We start from the raw sequence: 24,522 nt of genomic DNA, 5'->3' as shown, positions 1-24,522 counted from the left end.
CCATCATTTCCCTAATTTGAATAAGATAAACCTGTGACTTTTAATAGAATTTCAAGAGTATCTAGTCAAAATAAACCTTGATTTTCTCGCTGATTAACCTTATAATATACCTTGTCTTTCTGATTTTGCGCCCGTAGCTCAGTTGGATAGAGCGGTAGATTCCGGTTCTACGTGTCGGGGGTTCGAATCCTCTCGGGCGCGCTTTAACTTTTATTTAATAATTTTTTAATTTACCCACGCTGCTCATTGGAGCAGATGTTTTCTTTGGTAAAGCTTTAGTATTGTGGAGTGTTAATAAGTTTCATTCAAAAAGTGGATATGTTATTCTTGTTGATATACGGATTAGTTGTTTTTCGTTAAGCGAAAAGGAGATTCTATGACAAAAATTATTCGTTTCAAAATCATATCAACCGAAAAGATTCCAGAAGATCGCAGAATCCACATCCTTGATATGCAGCATCAAAGAAAGCTGTCCTTTAATTTAATGTCACTGTATCGTTCCCTTGAACGAACGGCCAGTGAAGATGAATTAATAGAGTTCCTAGAAGCGAAGAAATTAAAAATTAATCATGGTTATTATGATTTCGAGAGCCACGTTTCTTAACGTGGCTCTATTTGTTTTGTCATACTTACAATTGTACTTTATTTAGAGAAAGGGAGGAAGACATGAATAAAATAACACTGTACGGTAAAAGTAATTGTAAATTATGTGATGAAGTCAAAGATCTTGTTGTAGTGCTTGCCATGGACTACCAAATTGAGATGACTGAGGTTAATATAGAAGATGATGAAGAGTTATTGCATAGTTATTTTCTCGAAATTCCTGTCCTTTTTGTAAATGAAGAAAGAATGGATTACCGGGAAATCGATGTTTTTTCGTTAAGAGAGCGGTTACACTAAGTTTTTCAGTTGCACAGCTTCAGTCGCACTGATAATATATTAATTGAAAAGGATATTTTTTTGCTCCGAGCGGGACAGATTATGACTGCCTGGGACATATCTATCCCAACTAATATACTTTTCATGATGAAGGAGCTTTTTCATGAGAGCTTTAATTGACTTACAAAAGAAATTGTTTCCGGACGTCCTTGAAATTATGCAAAGACGTTATCAACTGCTTCACTATATTCGGTTGATGCAGCCGGTGGGCAGAAGAGCGCTATCTGAGAACAGTCAGCTTGCTGAAAGGACCGTTAGAAGTGAAGTTGACTTTCTGAGCAAGCAAGGGGCTGTTGATATTACATCAAGAGGAATGCATTTGACCTATGAAGGGCAGGCGATTCTTGAACAGCTAGCAGCGTTTATAAAGGATGTAACGGGAATAAAAGTTTTAGAACAGCAGTTAATGGATAAATTAAAGTTAGACGATGTTGTCGTCATTCCGGGTGATAGTGATCAGTCAGACTGGGTTAAACAGGAAATGGGCAAAGCTTGTGTCGAATACTTGAAAGCACATTTGCAATCAAGAGAAACAGTTGCTATTACCGGCGGCTCGACAATGGCTGCTGTAGCAGAGATGATGACACCACTCGAAAAAGCGAGTCAATGTATGTTTGTACCAGCTCGCGGAGGCCTTGGAGAGCGTGTCGAGAATCAGGCTAATACAATTTGTGCTGAAATGGCGAAAAAAGCCAGAGGTGATTATCGCCTTCTCTATGTTCCTGACCCTTTAAGTGAGGAATCCTATCAGACGATCATTGAAGAACCTTCTATTAAAGAAGTGCTCGATATGATCCGTAATGCAGGTATGGTTGTTCACGGAATAGGAGAGGCTATGACAATGGCCGAACGACGGAAAACGCCAACTTCTCAGCTGGAGTTAATTCACGAAAGACAAGCAGTAGGAGAAGCGTTTGGTTATTACTTTAACCAATCAGGCGAGATCGTCCATAAAGTTCGGACAGTCGGATTGCAGCTTGAGGACCTGGCTTTAGCCGAGGATGTTATCGCGGTCGCAGGAGGAAAATCTAAAGCACGGGCGATTGCTTCCTATTTTCAGCCGGGTCAGAGTAATATACTGATCACCGATGAAGGGGCTGCATCAGAGTTAGTAAAGGGTTATCCCTTTTAAATAAAAATTGTTTACTATTTTAAGGAGGAATTAAGCATGACTGTAAGAGTTGGTATTAACGGTTTCGGGCGCATTGGACGTAATGTTTTCCGTGCTGCACTTAAGAATAATGAGGTAGAGATTGTAGCTGTAAATGATTTAACGGATGCCAATATGCTGGCACACTTACTTCAGTATGATACAGTCCACGGTAAGCTTGATGAAGAGGTTACTGTTAATGGCGATAATCTAGTAGTTGGCGGGAAAGAGATCAAAGTCCTTTCTGAAAAAGATCCTGCTAACCTTGGCTGGGGAGATCTTGGAGTAGAAATCGTTATCGAGTCTACTGGTCGCTTCACTCAGCGTGACGATGCGAAGAAACACCTTGATGCAGGTGCGAAGAAAGTTGTTATTTCTGCTCCAGCAAAACAAGAAGACTTAACAGTAGTTATGGGTGTAAACGAAGATCAATATGACAAAGATGAGCACCATGTAATTTCCAACGCTTCTTGTACGACAAACTGCCTTGCGCCATACGCAAAAGTATTAAACGATAAGTTCGGTCTTAAACGTGGAATGATGACAACTGTTCACTCTTACACGAATGATCAACAAATCCTTGACTTACCACACAAAGACTATCGTCGTGCCCGTGCTGCTGCTCAAAATATCATCCCGACAACAACAGGGGCTGCGCAGGCTGTAGCTAAAGTGCTTCCTGAATTAGACGGTAAACTTAGCGGCATGGCTATGCGTGTTCCAACAGCAAATGTTTCTATCGTTGACCTGGTTGCAGAACTAGATAAAGATGTAACAGCTGAAGAAGTTAACGCAGCACTTAAAGAGGAAGCAGAAGGCAACCTTAAAGGAATTCTAGATTATAGTGACGAGCCTTTAGTTTCAACAGACTATAACGGCAACACGCATTCTTCTATTATTGATGGTCTATCTACTCTAACTCTTGAAGACAATATGGTTAAAATTGTTTCATGGTATGATAACGAAACAGGCTACTCTAACCGTTGTGTAGACCTTGCTGTATATCTTAAGAGCAAAGGCCTATAATACGAGTATCACTGACTAACAATTTCATGTATGCTAATAGATAAAGGAGGGGGTCCATGTATGTCCTCCTCCTTTATCCATGTGATTAAGAGTTCCTGATTAGGCGTTTTCACACAAATGTTTCGTGGAAACGTACATAATGGGCAGGAACTAGTCCTGACCAAATTGAAGGAGGTTGTCCAATCATGAATAAACAAACAATTCGTGATGTAGACGTACGAGGAAAAACCGTTTTTTGCCGTGTTGACTTTAACGTTCCTATGAGCGGTGGAGAGGTGACGGATGACACAAGAATTAAGGCAGCGTTACCGACGATTAAACATCTATCGGGTAATGGTGCTAAAGTGGTCCTTGCGAGTCACCTTGGACGGCCTAAAGGTGAAGTCGTGGAAGAGCTGCGGCTTGATTCGGTAGCCAAGCGCTTAAGTGAATTAATCGGCCAAACCATCACGAAAACGGATGGAGTAGTGGGCGAAGAGGTGAATACTGCTCTCTCAGAAACCCAGGGAGGAGATATTCTTCTGATAGAAAACGTTCGCTTTCATCCTGGTGAAGAAAAAAATGACCCGGAATTAGCTAAAGCTTTTGCCAACATGGCTGATCTGTATGTGAATGACGCCTTTGGTGCTGCGCATCGTGCGCATGCATCAACCGCGGGTATAGCAGAACATATCCCTGCTGTTGCGGGATTTTTAATGGAGAAGGAGATTAACGTACTGAGTAAAGCGTTATCTGACCCTGATCGTCCATTTACAGCCATTATCGGAGGCGCAAAGGTTAAAGATAAAATTGGCGTCATTGACAACCTCATTGATAAAGTAGATCACCTGATCATAGGTGGCGGGCTGGCCTATACGTTTGTAAAAGCGCAAGGGCACGAAATCGGCAAGTCGCTGCTAGAAGAAGATAAGATTGATCTTGCAAAAGAATACATGAAAAAAGCAGAGGAAAAAGGTGTCGACTTCTTAATGCCCGAGGATGTAATTGTTGCTGATGATTTCTCTGACTCTGCCAACACGAAAGAAGTAGCAATCGATAGCATTCCGGCTGATTGGGAAGCCCTAGATATCGGACCGAAAACGAGAGAAAAGTATGCAGATGTGATCAAAAACTCTAAGTTAGTTATTTGGAATGGACCTATGGGTGTGTTTGAACTGGAGACATTTGCAAATGGAACGAAAAGTGTAGCGAATGCGCTTGCAGAGACGGAAGGCTATTCCGTAATTGGCGGCGGGGATTCAGCTGCAGCCGTAGAGAAGTTCGGTTTCGCTAATGATATGGACCACGTATCTACGGGGGGCGGCGCATCCCTTGAATTTATGGAAGGTAAAGAACTTCCAGGCGTAGCTTTGCTTAACGATAAATAATTTGTGGAGAGGTGTTGTAACATGCGTAAGCAAGTAATTGCAGGTAACTGGAAAATGAACAAAACGCACACAGAGGCAAATGAATTTGTTCAAGCAACTAAACATGAAGTTCCTTCAGCAAGCGAAGTGGAATCCATCGTTTGTGCGCCATTTCCTTTTCTACAAAAGATGGTCGAAGAAACGAACGGGTCTTCACTTAAGGTCGGCGCCCAAAACATGCACTTTGAGGAAAGTGGTGCCTTCACAGGGGAAGTAAGCCCGGTGATGCTTAAAGAACTTGGTGTTACTTATGTTGTACTTGGACACTCTGAACGTCGCGAGATTTTTGAAGAAACGGATGAAGTGGTGAATAAGAAAGTTCATGCTGCCTTTAACCATGGCTTAACTCCGATTGTTTGTGTAGGAGAGACACTTGAACAGCGTGAAGCAGATCAAACGATGGATCATGTAGAATCACAGGTGAAGAAAGCGTTAGAAGGACTGACTGTTGAGCAGATCGCTGATACGATCATCGCTTATGAACCAATTTGGGCTATCGGAACAGGACGTACAGCAACTTCTGAGCAAGCCAATGAGGTGTGCACACATATTCGTAAAGTGGTCGGCGAATTTGCTAATACAGAGGCAGCTGAAGCGGTGCGTATTCAATACGGCGGCAGTGTGAAACCAGCTAACGTAGATGAACTTCTCTCTCAATCTGATATTGATGGAGCCTTGGTTGGAGGAGCAAGTCTTGAAGCTGATTCTTTCCTAAAACTAGTGGAGGCAGGTAAGCATGAGTAAGCAAAATTTAGCTGCCCTCATTATTCTTGATGGTTTTGCCATTCGAGATGAAGAAATGGGGAATGCGGTGAAGCAAGCAAACACTCCTAACTTTGATCGATACTGGAATGACTTCCCCCATGCTCAACTGCAAGCAAGCGGTGAGTATGTCGGTCTTCCAGACGGACAGATGGGAAACTCTGAAGTTGGTCATTTGAACATTGGAGCTGGCCGCATTGTGTACCAAAGCTTAACACGTATCAATTTATCCATTCGTGAAAAAGAGTTTATGAAAAACGAATCACTTGTAGAAGCTGTAACTCATGCTAAAGAGAATAAGAAGGCTCTGCACATCTTTGGTCTTCTTTCTGATGGGGGAATTCATAGTCATATCAATCATATGTATGCCCTCCTTCAACTGGCGGCAGATTACGGTCTTGAGAGAGTGTATGTGCATGGCTTCTTGGACGGTCGGGATGTTGATCAACAATCAGCCCTGACCTATATCCAGCAGGCCCAAGAGAAAATGGCTGAGATCGGCGTAGGACAGTTCGCTACGCTTTCTGGCCGTTACTATGCAATGGATCGGGATAATCGCTGGGATCGTGTGAAAAAATCTTATGATGCAATCGCTTATGGTGAAGGTCCAGCTTATTCTGATCCGCTTGAAGCTGTTAAAGAATCCTATGAAAAGGAAATCTATGATGAATTCGTAGAACCTGTCGTGATTACGGATGATACGGGACATCACATTGCTTCGATTGAGGATGAAGATGCCGTTGTCTTTTTCAATTTCCGTCCTGACAGAGCGATTCAAATTTCACGTTCTTTTGCCAATAATGAGTTCAATGATTTTGAACGTGGAGAAGACGCTCCTAAAAACCTTCACTTTGTAAGTATGACTCAATATAGTCATGCAGTGGATAGTAACATTGCATTTGCACCTAATGAGTTAAAAAATACGGTCGGTGAAGTTTTAGAAACTCATGATATGAACCAGCTTCGTATCGCAGAAACCGAGAAATATCCTCACGTCACCTTCTTTATGAGTGGCGGTCGTGAGAAAGAATTTGAAGGGGAAGAGCGTATCTTAATTGATTCACCTAAAGTGGCTACTTACGATCTTCAGCCTGAAATGAGCGCTTATCAGGTAACGGACGCTCTGCTTGGTGAGTTAGATGCAGACAAGCACAATGCTATCATTTTGAATTTTGCCAACCCTGATATGGTAGGTCATTCAGGGATGCTGGAGCCAACGATTAAGGCGATTGAAACCGTCGATGAATGTTTAGGTAAGATTGTAGATAAGATTCATGAAAAAGGCGGTCATGCCATTATTACAGCGGACCACGGGAATTCCGATGAAGTGACTACTCTTGAAGGAAATCCAATGACTGCTCATACGACAAACCCGGTACCTGTCATTGTTACAAAAGAGGGGATAAACCTTCGCCAGGATGGCATTCTTGGTGACTTATCGCCTACTTTATTGAAGTTATTAAAAGTAGAACAGCCTGAAGAAATGACAGGAAAATCATTAATTAAATAATAAGGAGAGATTTTAATGCCATATATTACTGATGTATACGCACGTGAAGTACTTGATTCACGCGGTAATCCAACCGTTGAAGTTGAAGTTTATACAGAATCCGGAGCTTTTGGTAGTGCACTCGTTCCAAGCGGGGCTTCTACTGGTGAATACGAAGCTGTTGAATTGCGCGACGGAGATAAAGACCGTTATTTAGGTAAAGGTGTTCTCCAGGCTGTTGAAAATGTTAATGAAAAAATAGCTCCTAATCTATTAGGTATGGATGTAACACAGCAAGTGATCATTGACCAGCTGATGATAGAGCTGGATGGTACTGAAAATAAAGGAAAATTAGGTGCGAATGCAATCCTGGGCGTATCTATGGCTGTAGCACATGCAGCGGCTGACGTAGTTGGACAGCCTCTTTATAAGTATCTTGGAGGATTTACGGCATCCACACTTCCAACGCCAATGATGAATATCTTAAACGGCGGAGAACACGCTGACAATAACGTTGATATTCAAGAATTTATGATTATGCCTGTAGGCGCACCAACTTTTAAAGAAGCTGTACGCATGGGTGCTGAAATTTTCCATGCCTTGAAGAAAGTATTGAAGTCCAAAGGTTACAATACAGGTGTTGGTGATGAAGGTGGATTTGCTCCAAACCTTCAATCTAACGAAGAAGCTCTTTCTACCATTATCGAAGCGATTGAAGAAGCAGGGTACAAGCCTGATGAAGAAGTTAAGCTGGCGATGGATGTTGCGTCGTCTGAAATTTATGAGGATGGCAAGTACAACCTGAAAGGCGAAGGAGTCGTCCGCACTTCTGAGGAAATGGTTGACTGGTACGAAGAGCTTGTCAATAAATACCCGATTGTCTCCATTGAAGATGGACTTGACGAAAATGACTGGAAAGGTACGAAGCTATTAACAGATCGAATTGGCGATCGCGTTCAATTAGTTGGCGATGATCTGTTTGTTACAAACACAACGAAGCTGGCTCGTGCCATTGAAGAAGGGGTTGGGAACTCTATCCTGATCAAAGTTAACCAAATCGGTTCACTTACTGAAACATTTGAAGCCATTGAAATGGCGAAGCGCGCTGGTTACACAGCTGTTATCTCTCACCGTTCTGGTGAAACCGAAGATGCTACAATAGCTGACATTGCCGTGGCAACGAACGCCGGGCAAATTAAGACAGGTGCTCCATCACGAACAGATCGAGTAGCTAAATACAACCAGCTTCTCCGAATTGAAGATCAGCTGCTAGGAACAGCTACTTATGCAGGGGAGAAAGCTTTTTATAACCTTAATAAGTAAAGACATGAGATAACCTGTTACAGACCACTGGCCGATGTGCCAGGTGGTCTTTTTTAATCAAAAATTCAGGCATCCAATCGGGAATATTCTGTGTTATGATGGAGGTTAGTTGTCAGATATATTAGTAGGAGAGCAAAGGGTATGAAAAAATGGATAGCCATAGTCCTTTGGCTGCTCATAAGTTATGTTGCTTTCACAGGGTATTCGATTTGGACATATGGAGAAGATCAAAAAAACGTGCAAGCTGAAGCAGCTATAGTATTAGGGGCTGCCCAGTGGAATGGGAAGCCGAGTCCGGTATTTGAAGGACGATTGAAACAGGGTATTGAACTTTATAATGATGGACAAGTAGAATACCTTATTTTTACTGGTGGAGAAAGTGAGCATGCAGTGGCCTCAGAGGCTGAGGTAGGTCGTAATTATGCAGTGAACCATGGAGTTCCTAAGTCAGATATACTCATAGAAAGTACTTCACAGGTCACAAAAGAAAATCTAATAAATGCGAAGGAAGTGGCTGAAAAGCAAGAAGTAGATTCCTTCCTGATTGTTAGTGACAAGTATCACCTGAAAAGAGCTGTAGCGGTCGCAAGGGAAAATGGAATGGAAGCCAAAGGAGTGCCGACTGATTATTCTGCATATAAAACAATAGAAACGAGAATGCCCTTCTTCTTAAGGGAATGGGGTTATTTTATCGGTTATAAGCTGTTGGATCCTTTTCGTTCATAAAGGCGGGGAATATATGAAAGTAGTAGATGCCATTCAAACTCGACGATCGATTCATGACTTTAAAAAGCAATTAGTAAATGAGGCTGTTTTGCAGGAGATTTTTCAGATAGCCAGTTGGGCACCGAATCATCGTTTGAAAGAACCCTGGAATGTTATGGTGTTTCAGAAGGAAGGTGCACAGAGTTATGCAGACCTGGTTATTGAGAGTTATTTGAAACAAGGTTTTGCCAAGGGGTATTCTGCTGCCAAAACAGACAAGATGATGAACGGAATTAAACGGTTTCTGATCAATATTCCGCATCATGCTTTAGTTTATTTGGATCGTGATCCGGACCTTCATAAGTTTGAGGAGGATTATTCTGCCGTGTGTGCGTTTATTCAAAATGCACAATTAGCTGCCTGGGAGAGGGGTGTCGGTGCATTATGGACCACGAGTCCTTATATTCATGACCCTGAATTTATTAAGGGGATTGGTCTTCACCCGGCGTCTCATAAGGTGGCAGGGGTTATACAGATGGGCTATCCCGCCCGCATCCCTGAGCCGAAAGCGCGGCGTAAAGTTCAACTTACCTTTCAAAGTGAATCCTTTAACAAAAAAATCTGATGTCCAGTTCAGCGGACATCAGATTTTTTATATTCTTCTTTATTGTGACTTTCATCCGGCAATGGATCAACCGTGTGTTTGTAATCGTAACCTTTTGAGATCGCTACTGCGAAGGCAGCGGCAACTCCGAGTACGATAGCAACACAAATAATCATAATGATCGTAAATGTCATGAAAACACTTCTTTCCTATTACAATTTGAAAAAGAAGACCTTTTATCTATTGATCATTTTGCCACAATCTAAGAGTAATTTCTATACGAGATTAGCTTTATCTTTAATGAAATCCACAACATCTTCCGCAGTACCCATTGATAGGATCTCATTCTTGTAAGAAGCGAGCTCCTGTTTAGACAGGGATCTGATTTGGGTTCGTGCTGGTAAAATGGAAGTGGCACTCATACTAAATTCGTCTAATCCAAGTGAAAGAAGCAATGGAATGGCAATTTCATCTCCTGCCATTTCCCCACACATTCCAGCCCACTTGCCTTCTGAATGAGCTGCTTCAATTACATTGTTTACGAGATTTAAGATAGCCGGGTTATAAGGCTGATACAAGTAAGAAACACGTTCATTCATTCGGTCAGCAGCCATCGTGTACTGGATCAAGTCATTTGTTCCAATACTGAAGAAATCAACTTCTTTAGCGAACTGACGTGCAATTACAGCGGTTGCTGGAATTTCAACCATCATTCCTACTTCAATTTGTTCGGATACATCCTGACCTTCTTGAACAAGCTTGTCCTTCTCTTCATTTAGAATAGACTTAGCCTGACGGAATTCATCTAATGTTGCAATCATCGGGAACATGATTTTTAAGTTTCCGTGGACACTTGCCCGCAGCAATGCACGCAATTGAACGCGGAATATATCATCACGTTCCAGGCAAAGGCGAATTGCACGGAAGCCAAGGAATGGATTCATTTCTTTTGGAAGGTCTAAATATTCTAGTTCTTTATCGCCCCCGATATCAAGTGTACGGACGACAACAGGTTTGTCTCCCATTTGCTTCAAAACAGAAGAGTAAGCATCATACTGTTCTTCTTCTGTAGGCAATTGGTTTTTGCCCATATAAAGAAACTCAGTCCGATAGAGACCAACACCTTCTCCGCCGTTATTTAATACACCTTCGATATCATCAGGTGTCCCGATGTTGGCGCCAAGTTCTACGTGTTCACCTTCAGATGTTTTCGTTGGTTCATCTTTAAGTTTAGCCCATTCTCTCTTCTTCTCTTCAAAATCTGCAAGCTTCTGTTGATAGGCTTCGATATCATCAGAGGAAGGGTTAAGGATGACACCGCCGTCTATTCCATCAACGATAATCATGGAATCGTTCTCAGCCTGACTGGTAACGTCCTTTGTTCCAACAACTGCAGGAATCTCAAGAGAGCGGGCCATAATAGCAGAGTGAGATGTACGGCCACCGATATCTGTCGTAAACCCTTTTACATACTGTTTGTTAAGCTGTGCCGTATCAGAAGGAGTGAGATCATCAGCGACAATGACCACTTCTTCATTAATTAATGCTGGATCAGGAAAGGTGACGTTAAGCAGGTGAGCCTTTACACGTTTCGTTACATCCTGAATATCAGCTGCACGTTCTTTCATATATTCATTGTCCATGTTTTTAAACATATTTATGAACATGTCCGCTGTTTCATCTAGTGCTGCTTCCGCATTTACATCTTCAGATTTGATCTTATCTTCAATCGGATTGATAAGTTCCGGATCACTTAAAACGAGCAGGTGTGCAGAAAAGATTTCTGCATGCTCATCTCCTAACGTTTTCTTCGTATGTTCTTTTATTTTTTCAAGCTCACCTTTAGAAATATCGATCGCTTCATGAAGCCGCTTGATTTCTTCAGCAGGTTGGTCGATTTTCGTCTTATCGTAAGTAAGGTCTGGAGCTTCCAAGCGGTATACTTTAGCAATAGCAATACCGCTGGAAGCTGCAATCCCCTGTAGCTGTGTCATGAAATTATTCCCCCAGACCTTCATTCTTCATTGTTGTTGCCAGGTGATCAATCGCTTCTTGCTCGTCACTGCCTTCAGCAGTAATTTTAACTTCTGCTCCTGATGGGATTCCTAAGCTCATAATTCCCATAATGGATTTTAAGTTAACCGCCTTCTCTTTATAATGTAGGTTAATATCTGACTCATACTTGCCTGCATTCTGTACAAGTACGGTTGCTGGACGAGCGTGAACACCGTCAGCAGATGTAATGTTGAAAGTTTTCTCTACCATGATTATTCCTCCTTGATAAATAGGTATTTAGTGCAAAGATACCCTAACTATACTATTTTAAGCCTTTCGCAGGTCTTTTTTCAAGAATCCTACTATAATTGCAGCCACAATTGAGCCGATGAGAATAGCCAGGATGTAGAGCATCGCTTTAGTTAGGCCGCCTTGAACTAATCCGATTACAACGATTCCTCCGTGAGGGGCTGTAAGGTGGATACTGAATAATGCTGTCAGCATGCCTGTTAATGCAGAGCCAACAACCATGGACGGAATGACTCTGCCTGGATCGGCAGCAGCGAATGGAATCGCTCCTTCAGTAATGAAAAAGGCACCAAGAGCATAGGCTGTTTTCCCTGTTTCCCGTTCTTGATCGGAATATTTATTTTTGAAAAGCGTCGTTGAAATCGCCATTGCTAATGGAGGAACCATTCCTCCAGCCATGACAATAGCAATAAATTCATAATTTCCGGCTTGAAGTGTAGCTAACCCGAAGGTATAAGCTGCTTTATTGATAGGTCCACCCATATCTACGGCCATCATTCCGCCTAAAATCAGTCCGACAAGGGCGATGTTCGCACCGCTTAACCCCTCAAGCCAGCTGAGTAAACCTGTATAAATGCTAGTGAGAGGAGGGTTAATGAGTAACATAATCATCCCTGTTCCAAAAATAGATAACACGGGATAGAAGAGAACAGTTTTAAGTCCATCCAGTACATTTGGTAATCCAGCCAGCACTTTTTTAATCCCAACGGTTAGATAACCTGCTAAGAAACCAGCAATTAAACCACCAAGAAATCCAGAGCCTGTTCCATCTGTACCTGAAGTGATCGCAATTAAACCACCGACCATACCTGGGGCAAATCCAGGGCGATCTGCGATACTGGAGGCTATAAACCCTGCTAAAACAGGTACGAGCAGGAACATAGCATTGCCGCCGCCAATGATACTTAGCATTTCAGCAAAGCGGTTGTATTGATCACTGTCGGGGTTAGCCGCGTTAATCCCGAAGAAGAAAGAGATCGCAATCAGAATACCACCACCGACAACGAATGGAAGCATGTTTGAGACCCCATTCATAAGGTGCTTATAAAATCCAGTTCGCTGATTTTTGTCACCGGACGACGAGTCTGAACTGTTCCCATCCTCCTGATAGACAGGAGCATCTTTATTGACGGCTTTATTGAGTAAGTCTTCCGGTTCATGGATGGCTTTTGCAACCGGAACTTCAATAACTGGCTTTCCATTAAAACCGCTCATATCCACTTTAGTATCAGCCGCAACGATGATCGCGTCAGCCGCGGAGATGTCCTCTTCAGTCAGTCGGTTTTTTACACCACTTGAGCCGTTAGTCTGGACTTTAATGTTGATTCCCATTTCTTTGGCCGTATCTTTAAGTTTATCTGCAGCCATGTACGTATGAGCGATCCCAGTAGGGCAAGCAGTGATAGCAAGGATTTTCCCTTCAGGAGAAGATAATTCTTCCTCCTCATCTTCCTCTGCCTCTTTCGCGTTAATCGCTTCAATTACATCACTTTCAGTTTTGGCTGTCTCAAGCTTAGCTCGGAATTCCTTATCCATTAAAAACGATGATAAACGAGATAGTGTTTCTAAATGGGTTTGATTCGCTCCTTCAGAGGCAGCGATCATAAAAAAGAGATTGGTCGGCTGTCCGTCTAAGGATTCATAATCAAGACCTTCCTGTGAGCGTCCAAAGGCAATAGCTGGTTCAGCAACTGCGGAAGTTTTGGCATGGGGGATAGCAATACCTTCTCCAATACCTGTAGTACTCTGCTGTTCACGTGCTTCAATAGCCTTCTTGTACTCATCCCGGTCAGAAAGCTTACCTGCTTTATCCAGCTTACCGATTAGCTCATCAATAGCTTCAGGCTTTGAAGCAGCGCTCATATTCAAAATAATCGTTTTCGTCGTTAAAAGATCAGTAATTTTCATTTGTTTTTCCCTCCTTATGAAGTGGGGTAATGGTTACTTGGTTTAATAACTTCTCCACGTCTGAATGATGGCATAAGTCATCCTGGAAAGCTGTGGCGCTACCAGCTGCTACTCCATATCTAAAGGCTTCTTTCATTTCCTTGTTTAAAGATAGGGCAGAGATAAATCCAGCAACAACCGAATCACCAGCTCCTACAGAATTTTTAACGGTTCCTTGAGGAACGGTCGCATACAACTGCTCATGTTCATTTACATAAACAGCCCCTTTGCCGCCCATGGAAACGATGACGTGTCTCGTTCCCTGCTGTACAAGCATTTTTGCATAATAAGCAGCTTGTTCTTTCGTTTCGATAGTTGTGTTAAACAAGGTTCCAAGCTCATAATCATTTGGTTTTAATAAAAATAAATCTTTCCCAACCAGTTGTTTCAATGCTTCCCCAGAAGTGTCTACTGCAAGTAACACTCCATTCATTTCGCAGATCTCGGATATTTGGGAATAAAAATCTTTCGGGAGAGAGGAGGGCACACTCCCTGCCAGAACGAGAATATCGTTTTTGTTCAACTCTTTAAATTTTGCCAGTAATTCACCCAGCTGGATGGAATCTATCTCTGGACCAGGACCGTTAATTTCGGATTCCTGATCACCTTTTAGCTTGACGTTAATCCTTGTATATTGCCCTGTGTCAACAAAATGGTGCTGGACATTTTCCCCGTCTAGAAAGTCTGTGATGAACTTTCCGGTAAATTTCCCAAGGTAGCCAAGTGCCGTGTTTTGAACGGATAGTCTTGCCATCACTCGGGAGACGTTAATCCCTTTCCCTCCGGGGTAATATAACGTTTTATCTGCGCGGTTCAACTCACCGAGCTGGATTTGATCGACGTGCATGATATAGTCAATCGAAGGATTTAATGTACAGGTATAAATCATGGTGTCACAACCTTTAGGCTAGTTTTTTCCTTATAAGAAGCGGATAAAGCACCCTGGTAATTTGTAATGATGCTTGCTTCCCTCAAATCAGCAATTTGTGAAAATGCGACTTCCTCAAACTTAGAGTGGTCAGCCAGAACAAATCGCTTTTGGGAAAGAGATAGCGCTGTTCGTTTAATGGCTGCCTCCTCAGGATCAGGAGTAGTAAAACCATCTTCCAGGGTGAGACCATTTACTCCAAGAAAACATTGGTCATATCGATATTGCTCTAAATTTTTTAAAGCCATGGTCCCAACTACTGCTCTAGTCCGCTGCTTAACGAAGCCTCCAAGAACATAGGTAGGAATTGAATGGCTGGTAAGGGCATTAAGGTGATTCAATCCATTAGTAACGACAGTAATGTTTTTATCCGATAAATGGGGGATCATTTCGTAGGTTGTGGACCCGGCATCAATAAAAATACACTCACCATTTCGGACCATAGAGGCAGCCATGGCTGCAATTGAAACCTTTTCCTGATGGTTTTTGGTTGTTTTTTCTCGTAGTGTTGGTTCTTCGCTTGCAGCTTGTCTTAACGAGGCACCGCCATGTACCCGTTTAAGCTTCCCTAACTGCTCTAATTGATCCAAATCACGTCTGATAGTCGATTCAGAGGATGTTGTATGCTCTACAAGCTGCTTGATTGTAACGGTATGATGTTCTTGAATTAATTCAAGAATTAATTGATGTCGTTCAGGTGTTAACAATCAATTCCCTCCCTTCTCAATCCTTTTAACTATATTTTAAGGTAAGCCTTTACAAAAATCAATCATAAACAACCAATTATAATCATCATCAATCAAAATTATGTCAAAAACGATCAAAGACTATTGCAACTATGTTTAACTTTCCGAAAATATTCTTGTAATATCCTTTAATCATCTTTATTTTCTTGCTGATCAAGGGCTTTTATGCTACATTTAAAAATAGTTACTTGTTCGTCTTTAGGAGGTGTTGGCACATCATGGAAACACTTGCAATTACTCTATTAGCGATTGATACGGTTGCCTTAATTGTTCTTGTGCTATTACAATCTGGGAAAAGTGCCGGGTTATCTGGTGCTATTTCTGGAGGAGCTGAACAATTGTTTGGCAAACAGAAAGCACGCGGAATCGATGCCGTTCTTCATCGTGCTACTGTCGTAACCGGCGTCTTATTCTTTGTCCTTTCTTTTTTGGCAGCTTACGTATTAGGATAGACTTAAATAAATGTATGAAAAGCCGTGCTTATGTAAAAAAGCACGGCTTTTTGAATGGGATAATTAATCTGATGTGATTTGTGACTGAATTTGGTAAGATAGAAACATTGCAAATCAAGAATGAAACTTTTCATTTAAGGAAATAGTTGAAGTAAGGAGAGCAAACGAATATGAAAATAAAACAACCAGAACCATTTACATTTGAAGCGGGAGATCGTGCGGTATTATTACTCCATGGATTTACGGGTCATTCTGCTGATGTACGGATGCTTGGACGATTTCTACAAAAGCATGGGTATACGAGTCATGCACCTATTTACCGTGGCCACGGACAAGAATTAGAGGCGCTGATTGATGTGACTCCAGAGCAATGGTGGACAGATGTTAAGGATGCATTAACCCACTTACGCGAATTAGGGTATTCACAAATTGCAGTGGCCGGTCTGTCACTGGGAGGAGTTCTTGGGCTGAAACTTGCATACTCAGAGCCTATTAAGGGTATTGTGACAATGTGTGCACCCATGTTCTTTGATAATGAAACACAGCTGACCCAGGGTTTCCAGTTTAAAGCGAAGCAATACAAACAATTAGAGGGAAAAGACAAGGATACAATTGAAGCGGAAGTTCAGCAATTATTAGATGAATCAGAAGATATGTTTAAACAGCTTGGACAATTTATCACAAGAGTCCATGATGAAGTCGATCAAATCTACACACCGGCTTTTATCGTACAAGCTGAAGAAGATGAGATGATTAATACAGAAAGTGCTAATTATATTTATGAGCAATTAGAGTCCGATCAAAAGGATATCAAATGGTACAAAAACTCTGGCCATGTGATCACAATGGATAAAGAAAAAGAACAGCTCCATGAGGACATCCTCGCGTTTCTTGAATCCCTTGATTGGTCTTAGGATCAGAGTCTTGTCCTTTGCTTAAAGGAGGTAAGATTAATATGAACAATGAGTTAACACAAAAAGTACAAGAATACTTTAACGAAAAAGCAACTAAACCTTTGTCGGTGAGTGAACTTGAAGAGGCGTTAGAGCTTGAGGGATCAGACGAGTTTAAGGACCTTATGAAAGCTCTTAACCAGTTAGAAGAACAGGGGGAACTTGTTCGGACGAGGAAAAACCGCTTCGGGCTGCCTGAGAAGATGAATTTAATCCGAGGCAGGATCCAAATGCATGCCAAGGGTTTTGCGTTCCTGCTCCCTGAGGATGATAGTAAGGATGATGTTTATATTCATCATTCTGATTTACATTCGGCTATGAACAATGACACGGTACTCGTCCGTATTGAAAAGCGGGATGAGAATGGCCAGCGGCCGGAAGGGACGGTTATCCGGATTGTGGAGCGTGCTACCACAAGGGTGGTCGGAACGTTTGAATCTAGCCGCAACTTTGGATTTGTTGTTGCCGATGATAAACGGATTCCCAATGATATATTCATACCTAAAGGCCAAACAAACGGGGCGATAGAGGGTCACAAAGTCATTGTCTCAATTACTAAGTTTCCCGAAGAGCGGATGAGTGCAGAAGGTGAAGTGGTGGAGATACTGGGGCATAAAAACGATCCCGGGATCGATATTATTTCAATTATTCATAAGCACGGAATCAAGACCGAATTTCCAGAGGAAGTTCTCGAGCAGGCAGGGCAGACACCTGATCAAATTTCGGAGGGTGAATTCAGTAACCGTCGCGATCTTCGGGATGAGACGATCGTAACGATTGATGGAGCGGATGCCAAGGATTTAGATGATGCGGTAACTGTAAAAAGACTTGACAATGGACATTATAAATTGGGTGTCCATATTGCTGATGTATCCTATTATGTTGAAGAGAATTCTCCAATTGATAAGGAAGCTCGGGAACGGGCGACGAGTGTCTACTTAGTTGACCGCGTGATTCCCATGATCCCCCATCGATTATCAAATGGGATTTGTTCGCTTAATCCCCAGGTCGATCGCTTAACATTATCGTGTGAGATGGAAATCAATAACCGTGGCGACGTAGTCGGGCATGAAATTTTTCAAAGTGTCATTAAAACGAACGAACGAATGACTTATCGAGATGTCAACTCCATACTAGAGGACAATGATGAAGAACTCATTGAGAAGTATAAAGATCTTGTGCCGATGTTTCGTGAAATGGAAGGACTGGCGGCAATTTTACGTAAGAAGCGTTTTGGCCGCGGTGCGATTGATTTTGACTTTAAGGAAGCTGGTGTCATCGTTGATGAAGAAGGCAAAGCTGTGGACGTTAAAATCCGTGAACGTTCCGTAGCTGAACGTCTGATCGAAGAGTTCATGCTCGCTGCCAACGAGACTGTGGCTGAACATTTTCATTGGATGGAAGTGCCATTCATTCACCGTGTACACGAGGACCCGGATGAATCAAAATTACAAAACTTCTTTGAATTTGTAGCTAATTTAGGTTTTGCAGTTAAAGGATCAGCGGATAATATTCACCCGCAAGCCTTGCAAAAAGTGCTCGAGGAAGTAAAAGAGACACAAGAGGAAATGATTATTTCGAAGCTGATGCTTCGTTCCATGCAGCAAGCGAAATATGATCCGCAGAGTCTTGGTCACTTCGGTCTCTCAACAGAATTTTACACCCATTTCACCTCACCGATTCGGAGGTATCCTGATTTGATCGTACATCGGTTAATCCGGACCTATCTGGTGGAAGATCAATTGGATTATAAAACGCGGAAGCATTGGAAAGACCAGCTTCCTGAAATCGCTAAACATTCCTCTGAGATGGAGCGGGCTGCTGTTGATGCTGAGCGCGAAACAGATGATTTGAAAAAAGCGGAGTATATGGAAGATAAGATCGGCGAAGAGTATGAAGGTGTTATTAGTTCAGTCACGAGTTTTGGCCTATTTGTAGAGCTGCCTAACACGGTAGAAGGGCTTGTTCATGTGAGCACCCTGACAGATGATTACTATAATTTTCAGGAAAAACAGTTTGCCATGATCGGTGAACGGACAGGCAATATGTTCAGGATTGGTGATGAGATAACCATTAAAGTTGTCAATGTAAACTTAGATGAAAGAGTGGTTGATTTTGAAGTAGTTGGGATGAAGCCACGAAAGCAACGGGAACGTAAATCTCGTCCAACTCAAATTCAATCTAAAGCTCCTGAGCAGAAAAAAAACAAGAAAAAGAAAAAACAAAAAGGAAATAAACCTTTTTACCGTAATAAAGGAGTTGCTAAAAAGGGACGAAAGAAAAAGAAATAGATCGCCCTTTATAAAGGCGAAGCGCGCGGCAAGCCGCCCGCGCGCTCCGTTAATGATTAAGTCCAAACATCATAAAGGATCCACGGATCCTGGACTTCATAGGGGCTTACATCGGCAATTTGTTTAAACCCTTCAACAGAAAAGTCAATCCAGGATCCGTAGTTATCATCATTCTTATTCCAATGATCAAGAATGGTCTCGAAAAAACCAGGCTGTTGATAATGATCGTTCCAGAAATACTTCACATGTGCGTAGCGGTATTTCTTTTGGTCATTTTTAATCAATACAAACCTTGTTTTATCGGGGTTTACATACATACAAGCTTCTTCTAAGTAGTTTTCCGTAAAAAATACTTGGTCGTACGGTAAGGGATAATAGCATTCATAAGGAAACAACCCGAGAGCATTATCTGACAAGTTGAGTAAGTACGAGAGCTTTTCCCTTGTATTGAAAACTTCCTTCCAGACTGCCCCTGGCGTATAACCATTTAATTTTTCGGGTGCCGTCAAGGTCAGGTAATGACTGACCAGGCCTGGCTGCATGCCGATCTTTTCCAGCACTCTGCGGGTAGGGTCGTTTGAAACATGAGTGTTGGCTCCAATCCATTTAACGTCGGGCTTCTGTCTTAGTTCCTTAATTAATTGAGTGAGCAAAGCAGTAGAATACCCTTTTGAGCGGAGTTTAAGGTTGCTTCTTAACCGTCCAATCATGGCATACTGGTTGTTCCCGAAAAGGCTGTAACCCCCAATGGAAACTAACTCTCCTTCGTGAAACAGTCCGAACAGCTCCTGGGTTCTGGAACTAATTAGCCGGTCGAAAATGCGAATTACATAATCATCATCGATCCCTGTATTCATTTGCTTAACAGCATGAAAATCATTAAGCGATAGCTTTTTGATAGGCATGACCTGAGAGTTCAATGTAGTAGCTCCTTTTGTTAACTTTTGTGAAAGTATCATCTCATAACCTCATTAAAAGTGTCTATAGGAAGGCTTCTTCGTAAGATTCAAATTGGATATGCATCAGATATTTGGTACAATTAAATTCACGTATTAGAGGAGGAAATCGCTATGCCAAGAGGAAATGGAAAGACAATCGCGCAAAATAAAAAAGCGCGCCATGACTTTTTTATAGAAGAAACCTATGAAGCGGGTATTGTCTTACAAGGGACAGAAATTAAGTCAATTCGGGCAAGTCGTGTAAACTTGAAAGATAGTTTCGCACGTATTCGTAACGGAGAAGTTTATTTGCATAATCTTCATATCTCCCCGTATGAACAGGGCAATATTTTTAACCATGATCCTACTAGAAGCCGTAAACTTCTGCTTCATCGGAAACAAATCAACCAGCTTATTGGCCAAACCCAGCAAAAGGGATATTCACTTGTTCCTCTAAAGATTTATATAAAAAATGGGGTAGCCAAGGTACTGATTGGCCTAGGAAAAGGGAAGAAGAAATATGATAAGCGAGAGGATCTTAAACGTAAGCAGGTCAATCGTGAAATCGACCGGGCTATTAAGGACAGTTTAAAGTAGATGCTTGATTTTTAGTGCAAATGTGCTATAATTATTTATGTCGCAAACAAAAAGTGAATAAAGAGCTTGATGCTCTATCCTTAATCCTAACGGGGACGTTACGGATTCGACGGGGATAGGTCGAGCTTGGGTTGCAAGTCGAGCGACGACTCGTAAAACGTCATTTGCCTATAATAACTGGCGAATCTAACGATAACCTAGCTGTAGCTGCGTAAGTAGTCTATAGCTGATCCTTCCTGGCATCGCCCGTGTGCTAGATGAAGGGTCTCAAACTGAAGCGGGCTACGCGTTTTTCCACCGCCTGAGGAAAAACGAAGAGACTAATCAGGCTAGCTGCTCGGAAGCCCGTTGATAGGCTGAAGGGACAGTGAAAGATAATATATCAACTACGCTTGTAGAAGCCCGAGTGCCGATATCTCCGGACGTGGGTTCGACTCCCACCGTCTCCACCAATACATAGTTTGGTGGCTGAATACAATAAATATAATGTAAAGCATAAAGTTGTCAATTTGGCAATTTTATGCTTTTTTAATGTATTTTCGAAAAAGTTCTCTCTTCAAGTATGGGAAGGGTATTGCCCAACGATAAGGGGGAGATGGAATTCGGTTAGGAGGATTGCCCTAAAAGTTTTAAAAGGCAACAGGCCAGATTATATTGTGTAGTGAAACTGAAACTTTTTTCTATTAAAAATCGTCAAATCGGATAAAATAAGGGATGTAGTTACCTTGTGGTAGTCATTATTTTGGGCAGGAAGAGATTTTAATGCTGGAAATAGATTTTCTACATTAACTTTAACGGGAGGTCCCAATGGAAAAAAGAGTTACACTGGTTGTTATTTTAATCTTTTTGAGCGGTTGTTCAATACTGAGTAATCTTCCATTAGTAAACACACAAGTTAATCATGATGGAAAATCCGCAACAATCACTACTCCCCCTTCTGAGTTTCTGGTTAATGAAAAAAAGGGTGGAATTTTGTACGGACACGAATTTATCGGAGTGCCCAATGAATTTGGATTGTTGAATGTTCCTGTTACATTAAAAGAACCAACTGACCTATACATCTACTTCTGGGGTAAAGGAAAAGATTTTATCAGCCAAGACCTAAAGATCAAGGCAACAAACACAGAAACCAATAAACAAGTTACAGTTAAAGATATAGAAATAAAAGAGCTGCAAGGTCCCGTTAAAACGCCAGAAACAGGAAAAAGTGGACTTATCCCATTGGAGACGAACGGGGCTGAAACGGTTTCAAAGAATCCCGTTGCCTTTGCAACCACCAAAATAACTCTGCCTGAAAAAGGGGAATGGGACGTAAATATCATTAAACAAGGAAAGTTATATACTAATTTTACTTTAGACATTGTTGAAAATGATTCCAGTTTAGAAAAGCTAGACTCTGAAAGTTGAAGACATTAACCTTACACGTGAAGTTAGAAACAAGAAAAGCCCAATCTTTGCTAAAATGCAGAGTGGTTGGGTTTTTTTATGATTTGTTTTTTAAGTATCTATTTGAGGAGGAATAATTTTTGTATTTATTTACGGCGGCACAAAGTGGCAGCTTAAATACAGGGGATATAATTGTTCAAATTGTATTGTTTTTGGTGCTCATATCTATTCCTGTAGCTATAGTATTCTTATTCGTTAACTTCAGAAAACTAAATAAAAGATCGAAGCGATTGGAAAATAAGATGGATAAGTTAACAAAGAATAGCAAGGAGAGCTCTTAGTTTTACTAAGAATTAATTACAATCAACTACCTGGTGTTGTTAGGAGGGGAAAAATGAAGCTTTTATTCGTTTCAATGCTAGTTTTGACCTTGCTGACTTACAAATATTCTAAAGTATTTAATTCAAAGGATGTATCTAAAGGCAATATAAAGAATGCTTTGTACATGTATAGTACTTGTTTAGTATCAATAGTAATTGTGAATGTACTATTTTAGATTTCGTCTCCTCCTTTTACTCACCACTCAAAAAGAGAAAGCAGGGGGAAGATACCCCCTGCTTTCTTCCTGATTCTTTTCATTAAACATTAGTTAGGAAGCTTATCCTTCTTTTTCTTAATTTGCTTTTTATGAGCGCGGCCATGTGCTTTATGACGATCTTCTTCCACTTCATTAGAGATGTTTTTCCCTTGTGGAACAACATGTTCAGATACTTCTTTCAATCCCGTTTGATCTTTTTCATAAACAAGAGATGCCCTTGTAGAAATATCTGCTCCAGGCTGTGTCACATAAGGGAGAACACGGTAGTCTGCTTTCCATTGTTCTGGAGTTACTTGGCAGCGAACATACCCACGGAAATCGTTAAAAAATTGAATGTGTTCATTTAGGGTTAAAATTCGCTCAGTATCTGCTCGCTTATCTGAACCGTTTCCGCCTGATGTTATAGAAGTCCCCACAAATTCTGCTCCATAAACACGGGAATTGGGGTCATTAAAATCAGCAATCAAGTTGGATGCCCAGTTTGCATGTACATCTCCTGTTAAGACGATTAAATTATTCATATTTTTGCTTTTAACGAAATCGGTAATCCGTTGACGGGCAGGTGTATATCCATCCCAGCCATCCATGCTGAACATTGGCTGGTCCGGACTTGGACCGTAGTTTCGCTGAGAGAAGAAAATTTGCTGGGCCATGACGTTCCATTTAGAGTGTGATTGACCCAGGTTGTGAAGCAGCCAGTCCTCCTGTTTTTCTCCAAGAAGGGTACGTGAAGGATCAAGAGATTCAGGTGTTTGAGGTGAGCTAGTATCTCCATTTGCCTGGTTAGAACGGTATTGGCGTGTATCCAGGACGAAGAATTTGGCTAAGTCACCATAAGAAAATTGGCGGTATAATTGCATATCCACACCATGTGGCATCGAAGACTTTCTTAGTGGCATGTGCTCATAATAGGCCTGGTAAGCAGCGACACGTCGTTTAACAAATTCCTCAACAGACTGACCTTTTTCCGGAATCATATCTGCATAGTTGTTCTCCACTTCATGGTCATCCCAGGTTACAACCCACGGAAAAGCAGCGTGGGCTGATTGCAGATCTTGATCAGTTCGATATTGTGCATGGCGATTTCGATAATCTTCTAGTGATTTAATTTCCGGCCCACTATGGTCTCTGACATTCCCTGAACCTGATATATACTCATTTGGACCATATTCATATATGTAATCCCCTAAATGGAAGACAAGGTCAAGGTCTTCTTTTGCCATATGTTTGTAAGCGGTATAGTAGCCGTGCTCGTATTGCTGACAAGAAGCAAAGGCAAAGGTAAGGCTGGCTACACTGGCACCTTCCGCAGGTATTGTTTTCGTTCTGCCAACTGGACTGAGTTCATGACCTGCTCTAAATCGATAGAAATATACTGTATCTGGCTGAAGCTTTTCTACTTCAACATGTACAGAATGAGCCAGTTCTGGTCTGGCCACTTCCGTTCCGCGCTGAACAATGTGACGGAAGTGTTCATCCTTAGCTAACTCCCACTTTACAGGAATGTTGTGCTTGGGTGCTCCTCCACCGTTGAGGGGTTCTGGAGCGAGCCTTGTCCAAAGAACGACACTGTCAGATAAAGGGTCTCCAGAAGCAACCCCAAGTGAAAACGGATAGCTGCTGAATTTCGCGGACGCATCCACCTTTAATTCTCCCATTGATTGAGCGATAACGAGTCCGAGAGAAAGACCGGCAATTTTTCCGGCTCCTTGCAGAAAATCTCGTCGGTCAAAGTTTTTCTTTAAGCTTTCCTGATTTAATTGTTCGATCCACTGATCCATTGATCTTTTTTGTGACATGTCATCTTTTCTCCTCTCTAATACCACATTATTTGAATCATGTCTTATTATAGAGCTTGTTTATTAATTTGTTGTTAATTGTTGTAAATTGTAGCGGACAGCATTTACCTCATATAGATCATACCTCATGGAACATGAGAACAACTTAATTAACTTATTTTCCCAATTTGGGTTGAATT

At 41.6% G+C, this 24,522-nt stretch carries 23 protein-coding genes, 1 tRNA gene and 1 other RNA gene; 17 read left to right on the top strand and 8 right to left on the bottom strand.

From position 1 onward, the window contains the following. Nucleotides 1–127: 127 nt before the first annotated feature. From P9989_RS15280 to P9989_RS15230, 11 genes are all read left to right on the top strand, one after another. Nucleotides 128–201, top strand: a tRNA-Arg gene (locus P9989_RS15280). Between the two features lie 175 nt (nucleotides 202–376). Next, nucleotides 377–604 carry a hypothetical protein gene (locus P9989_RS15275; RefSeq protein WP_283075728.1) on the top strand — a complete coding sequence of 76 codons (228 nt, stop codon included), beginning with the start codon at nucleotides 377–379 and terminating at the stop codon, nucleotides 602–604. Nucleotides 605–666: 62 nt separating this feature from the next. After that, nucleotides 667–900, top strand: a complete 234-nt coding sequence (locus P9989_RS15270) for a glutaredoxin family protein (RefSeq protein ID WP_283075727.1) — start codon at nucleotides 667–669, stop codon at nucleotides 898–900. 142 nt (nucleotides 901–1,042) lie between these two features. Next, nucleotides 1,043–2,071 (top strand): sugar-binding transcriptional regulator, encoded by a 1,029-nt coding sequence (locus P9989_RS15265; RefSeq protein WP_283075726.1) that lies wholly within the window; start codon nucleotides 1,043–1,045, stop codon nucleotides 2,069–2,071. A 36-nt stretch (nucleotides 2,072–2,107) separates the two neighbouring features. Next, nucleotides 2,108–3,115 carry a type I glyceraldehyde-3-phosphate dehydrogenase gene (gap, locus tag P9989_RS15260; protein ID WP_283075725.1) on the top strand — a complete coding sequence of 336 codons (1,008 nt, stop codon included), beginning with the start codon at nucleotides 2,108–2,110 and terminating at the stop codon, nucleotides 3,113–3,115. A gap of 185 nt (nucleotides 3,116–3,300) precedes the next feature. Then, nucleotides 3,301–4,482: a phosphoglycerate kinase gene (locus P9989_RS15255; RefSeq protein ID WP_283075724.1), complete on the top strand. Its 1,182-nt coding sequence runs from the start codon at nucleotides 3,301–3,303 to the stop codon at nucleotides 4,480–4,482. Between the two features lie 21 nt (nucleotides 4,483–4,503). After that, a complete protein-coding gene (tpiA, locus tag P9989_RS15250; protein ID WP_283075723.1) occupies nucleotides 4,504–5,265 on the top strand; it encodes a triose-phosphate isomerase in 762 nt (253 codons plus the stop codon). Beyond that, the gene (gene gpmI / locus P9989_RS15245; RefSeq protein WP_283075722.1) at nucleotides 5,258–6,793 is read left to right on the top strand and encodes a 2,3-bisphosphoglycerate-independent phosphoglycerate mutase; all 1,536 of its coding nucleotides are present in this window, start codon (nucleotides 5,258–5,260) and stop codon (nucleotides 6,791–6,793) included. The genes tpiA and gpmI overlap by 8 nt, the downstream gene beginning before the upstream one ends. Nucleotides 6,794–6,808: 15 nt before the next feature. Beyond that, a complete protein-coding gene (gene eno, locus P9989_RS15240) occupies nucleotides 6,809–8,095 on the top strand; it encodes a phosphopyruvate hydratase (protein ID WP_283075721.1) in 1,287 nt (428 codons plus the stop codon). 141 nt (nucleotides 8,096–8,236) lie between these two features. Next, nucleotides 8,237–8,821, top strand: coding sequence for a YdcF family protein (locus P9989_RS15235; protein WP_283075720.1), 585 nt, complete (start codon nucleotides 8,237–8,239; stop codon nucleotides 8,819–8,821). A 13-nt stretch (nucleotides 8,822–8,834) separates the two neighbouring features. Beyond that, nucleotides 8,835–9,425 (top strand): nitroreductase family protein, encoded by a 591-nt coding sequence (locus tag P9989_RS15230; RefSeq protein ID WP_283075719.1) that lies wholly within the window; start codon nucleotides 8,835–8,837, stop codon nucleotides 9,423–9,425. 8 nt (nucleotides 9,426–9,433) lie between these two features. On the opposite strand, the gene ytzI is transcribed toward P9989_RS15230, so the two are convergent. From ytzI to P9989_RS15200, 6 genes are all read right to left on the bottom strand, one after another. Next, complete coding sequence (gene ytzI, locus P9989_RS15225) at nucleotides 9,434–9,598, bottom strand: YtzI protein (protein WP_283075718.1); 165 nt, start codon at nucleotides 9,596–9,598, stop codon at nucleotides 9,434–9,436. Between the two features lie 81 nt (nucleotides 9,599–9,679). Next, complete coding sequence (gene ptsP / locus P9989_RS15220) at nucleotides 9,680–11,398, bottom strand: phosphoenolpyruvate--protein phosphotransferase (RefSeq protein ID WP_283075717.1); 1,719 nt, start codon at nucleotides 11,396–11,398, stop codon at nucleotides 9,680–9,682. Between the two features lie 4 nt (nucleotides 11,399–11,402). After that, nucleotides 11,403–11,669 (bottom strand): phosphocarrier protein HPr, encoded by a 267-nt coding sequence (locus P9989_RS15215; RefSeq protein WP_283075716.1) that lies wholly within the window; start codon nucleotides 11,667–11,669, stop codon nucleotides 11,403–11,405. Between the two features lie 57 nt (nucleotides 11,670–11,726). Continuing rightward, nucleotides 11,727–13,616, bottom strand: coding sequence for a PTS fructose transporter subunit IIABC (locus P9989_RS15210; RefSeq protein WP_283075715.1), 1,890 nt, complete (start codon nucleotides 13,614–13,616; stop codon nucleotides 11,727–11,729). After that, nucleotides 13,603–14,544, bottom strand: coding sequence for a 1-phosphofructokinase (gene pfkB / locus P9989_RS15205; RefSeq protein WP_283075714.1), 942 nt, complete (start codon nucleotides 14,542–14,544; stop codon nucleotides 13,603–13,605). Before pfkB ends, P9989_RS15210 begins: the two co-directional genes overlap by 14 nt. Beyond that, entirely contained in the window at nucleotides 14,541–15,290 is a 750-nt protein-coding gene (locus P9989_RS15200; RefSeq protein ID WP_283075713.1) for a DeoR/GlpR family DNA-binding transcription regulator, read from the bottom strand. The genes pfkB and P9989_RS15200 overlap by 4 nt, the downstream gene beginning before the upstream one ends. Nucleotides 15,291–15,547: 257 nt before the next feature. On the opposite strand from P9989_RS15200, the gene secG reads away from it, so the two are divergent. The 3 genes from secG to rnr all read left to right on the top strand — a co-directional run bounded on the left by secG (nucleotide 15,548) and on the right by rnr (nucleotide 19,025). Next, nucleotides 15,548–15,781 (top strand): preprotein translocase subunit SecG, encoded by a 234-nt coding sequence (gene secG, locus P9989_RS15195; protein ID WP_283075712.1) that lies wholly within the window; start codon nucleotides 15,548–15,550, stop codon nucleotides 15,779–15,781. A gap of 170 nt (nucleotides 15,782–15,951) precedes the next feature. Next, nucleotides 15,952–16,695, top strand: a complete 744-nt coding sequence (locus P9989_RS15190) for an alpha/beta hydrolase (RefSeq protein ID WP_283075711.1) — start codon at nucleotides 15,952–15,954, stop codon at nucleotides 16,693–16,695. Between the two features lie 41 nt (nucleotides 16,696–16,736). Then, nucleotides 16,737–19,025 (top strand): ribonuclease R, encoded by a 2,289-nt coding sequence (rnr, locus tag P9989_RS15185; protein ID WP_283075710.1) that lies wholly within the window; start codon nucleotides 16,737–16,739, stop codon nucleotides 19,023–19,025. 56 nt (nucleotides 19,026–19,081) lie between these two features. Here rnr and P9989_RS15180 read toward each other — a convergent pair whose 3' ends face one another. Beyond that, a complete protein-coding gene (locus tag P9989_RS15180) occupies nucleotides 19,082–19,984 on the bottom strand; it encodes a GNAT family N-acetyltransferase (RefSeq protein WP_283075709.1) in 903 nt (300 codons plus the stop codon). A gap of 111 nt (nucleotides 19,985–20,095) precedes the next feature. Between P9989_RS15180 and smpB the strand changes: the two genes are divergently transcribed. The 3 genes from smpB to P9989_RS15165 all read left to right on the top strand — a co-directional run bounded on the left by smpB (nucleotide 20,096) and on the right by P9989_RS15165 (nucleotide 21,967). Further along, nucleotides 20,096–20,560 carry an SsrA-binding protein SmpB gene (gene smpB, locus P9989_RS15175; protein ID WP_283075708.1) on the top strand — a complete coding sequence of 155 codons (465 nt, stop codon included), beginning with the start codon at nucleotides 20,096–20,098 and terminating at the stop codon, nucleotides 20,558–20,560. A 91-nt stretch (nucleotides 20,561–20,651) separates the two neighbouring features. After that, nucleotides 20,652–21,012: a transfer-messenger RNA gene (gene ssrA / locus P9989_RS15170) on the top strand. Nucleotides 21,013–21,367: 355 nt separating this feature from the next. Then, the gene (locus tag P9989_RS15165; protein ID WP_283075707.1) at nucleotides 21,368–21,967 is read left to right on the top strand and encodes a hypothetical protein; all 600 of its coding nucleotides are present in this window, start codon (nucleotides 21,368–21,370) and stop codon (nucleotides 21,965–21,967) included. Nucleotides 21,968–22,591: 624 nt separating this feature from the next. On the opposite strand, the gene P9989_RS15160 is transcribed toward P9989_RS15165, so the two are convergent. Then, the gene (locus P9989_RS15160; protein ID WP_283075706.1) at nucleotides 22,592–24,343 is read right to left on the bottom strand and encodes an alkaline phosphatase D family protein; all 1,752 of its coding nucleotides are present in this window, start codon (nucleotides 24,341–24,343) and stop codon (nucleotides 22,592–22,594) included. Nucleotides 24,344–24,522: the final 179 nt, after the last annotated feature.

The organism is Halobacillus naozhouensis (assembly GCF_029714185.1).
Taxonomy (GTDB): domain Bacteria; phylum Bacillota; class Bacilli; order Bacillales; family Halobacillaceae; genus Halobacillus_A; species Halobacillus_A naozhouensis.
The sequence above is the reverse complement of the archived record's forward strand: the minus strand, read 5'-3'. Positions and strand labels throughout refer to the sequence as shown.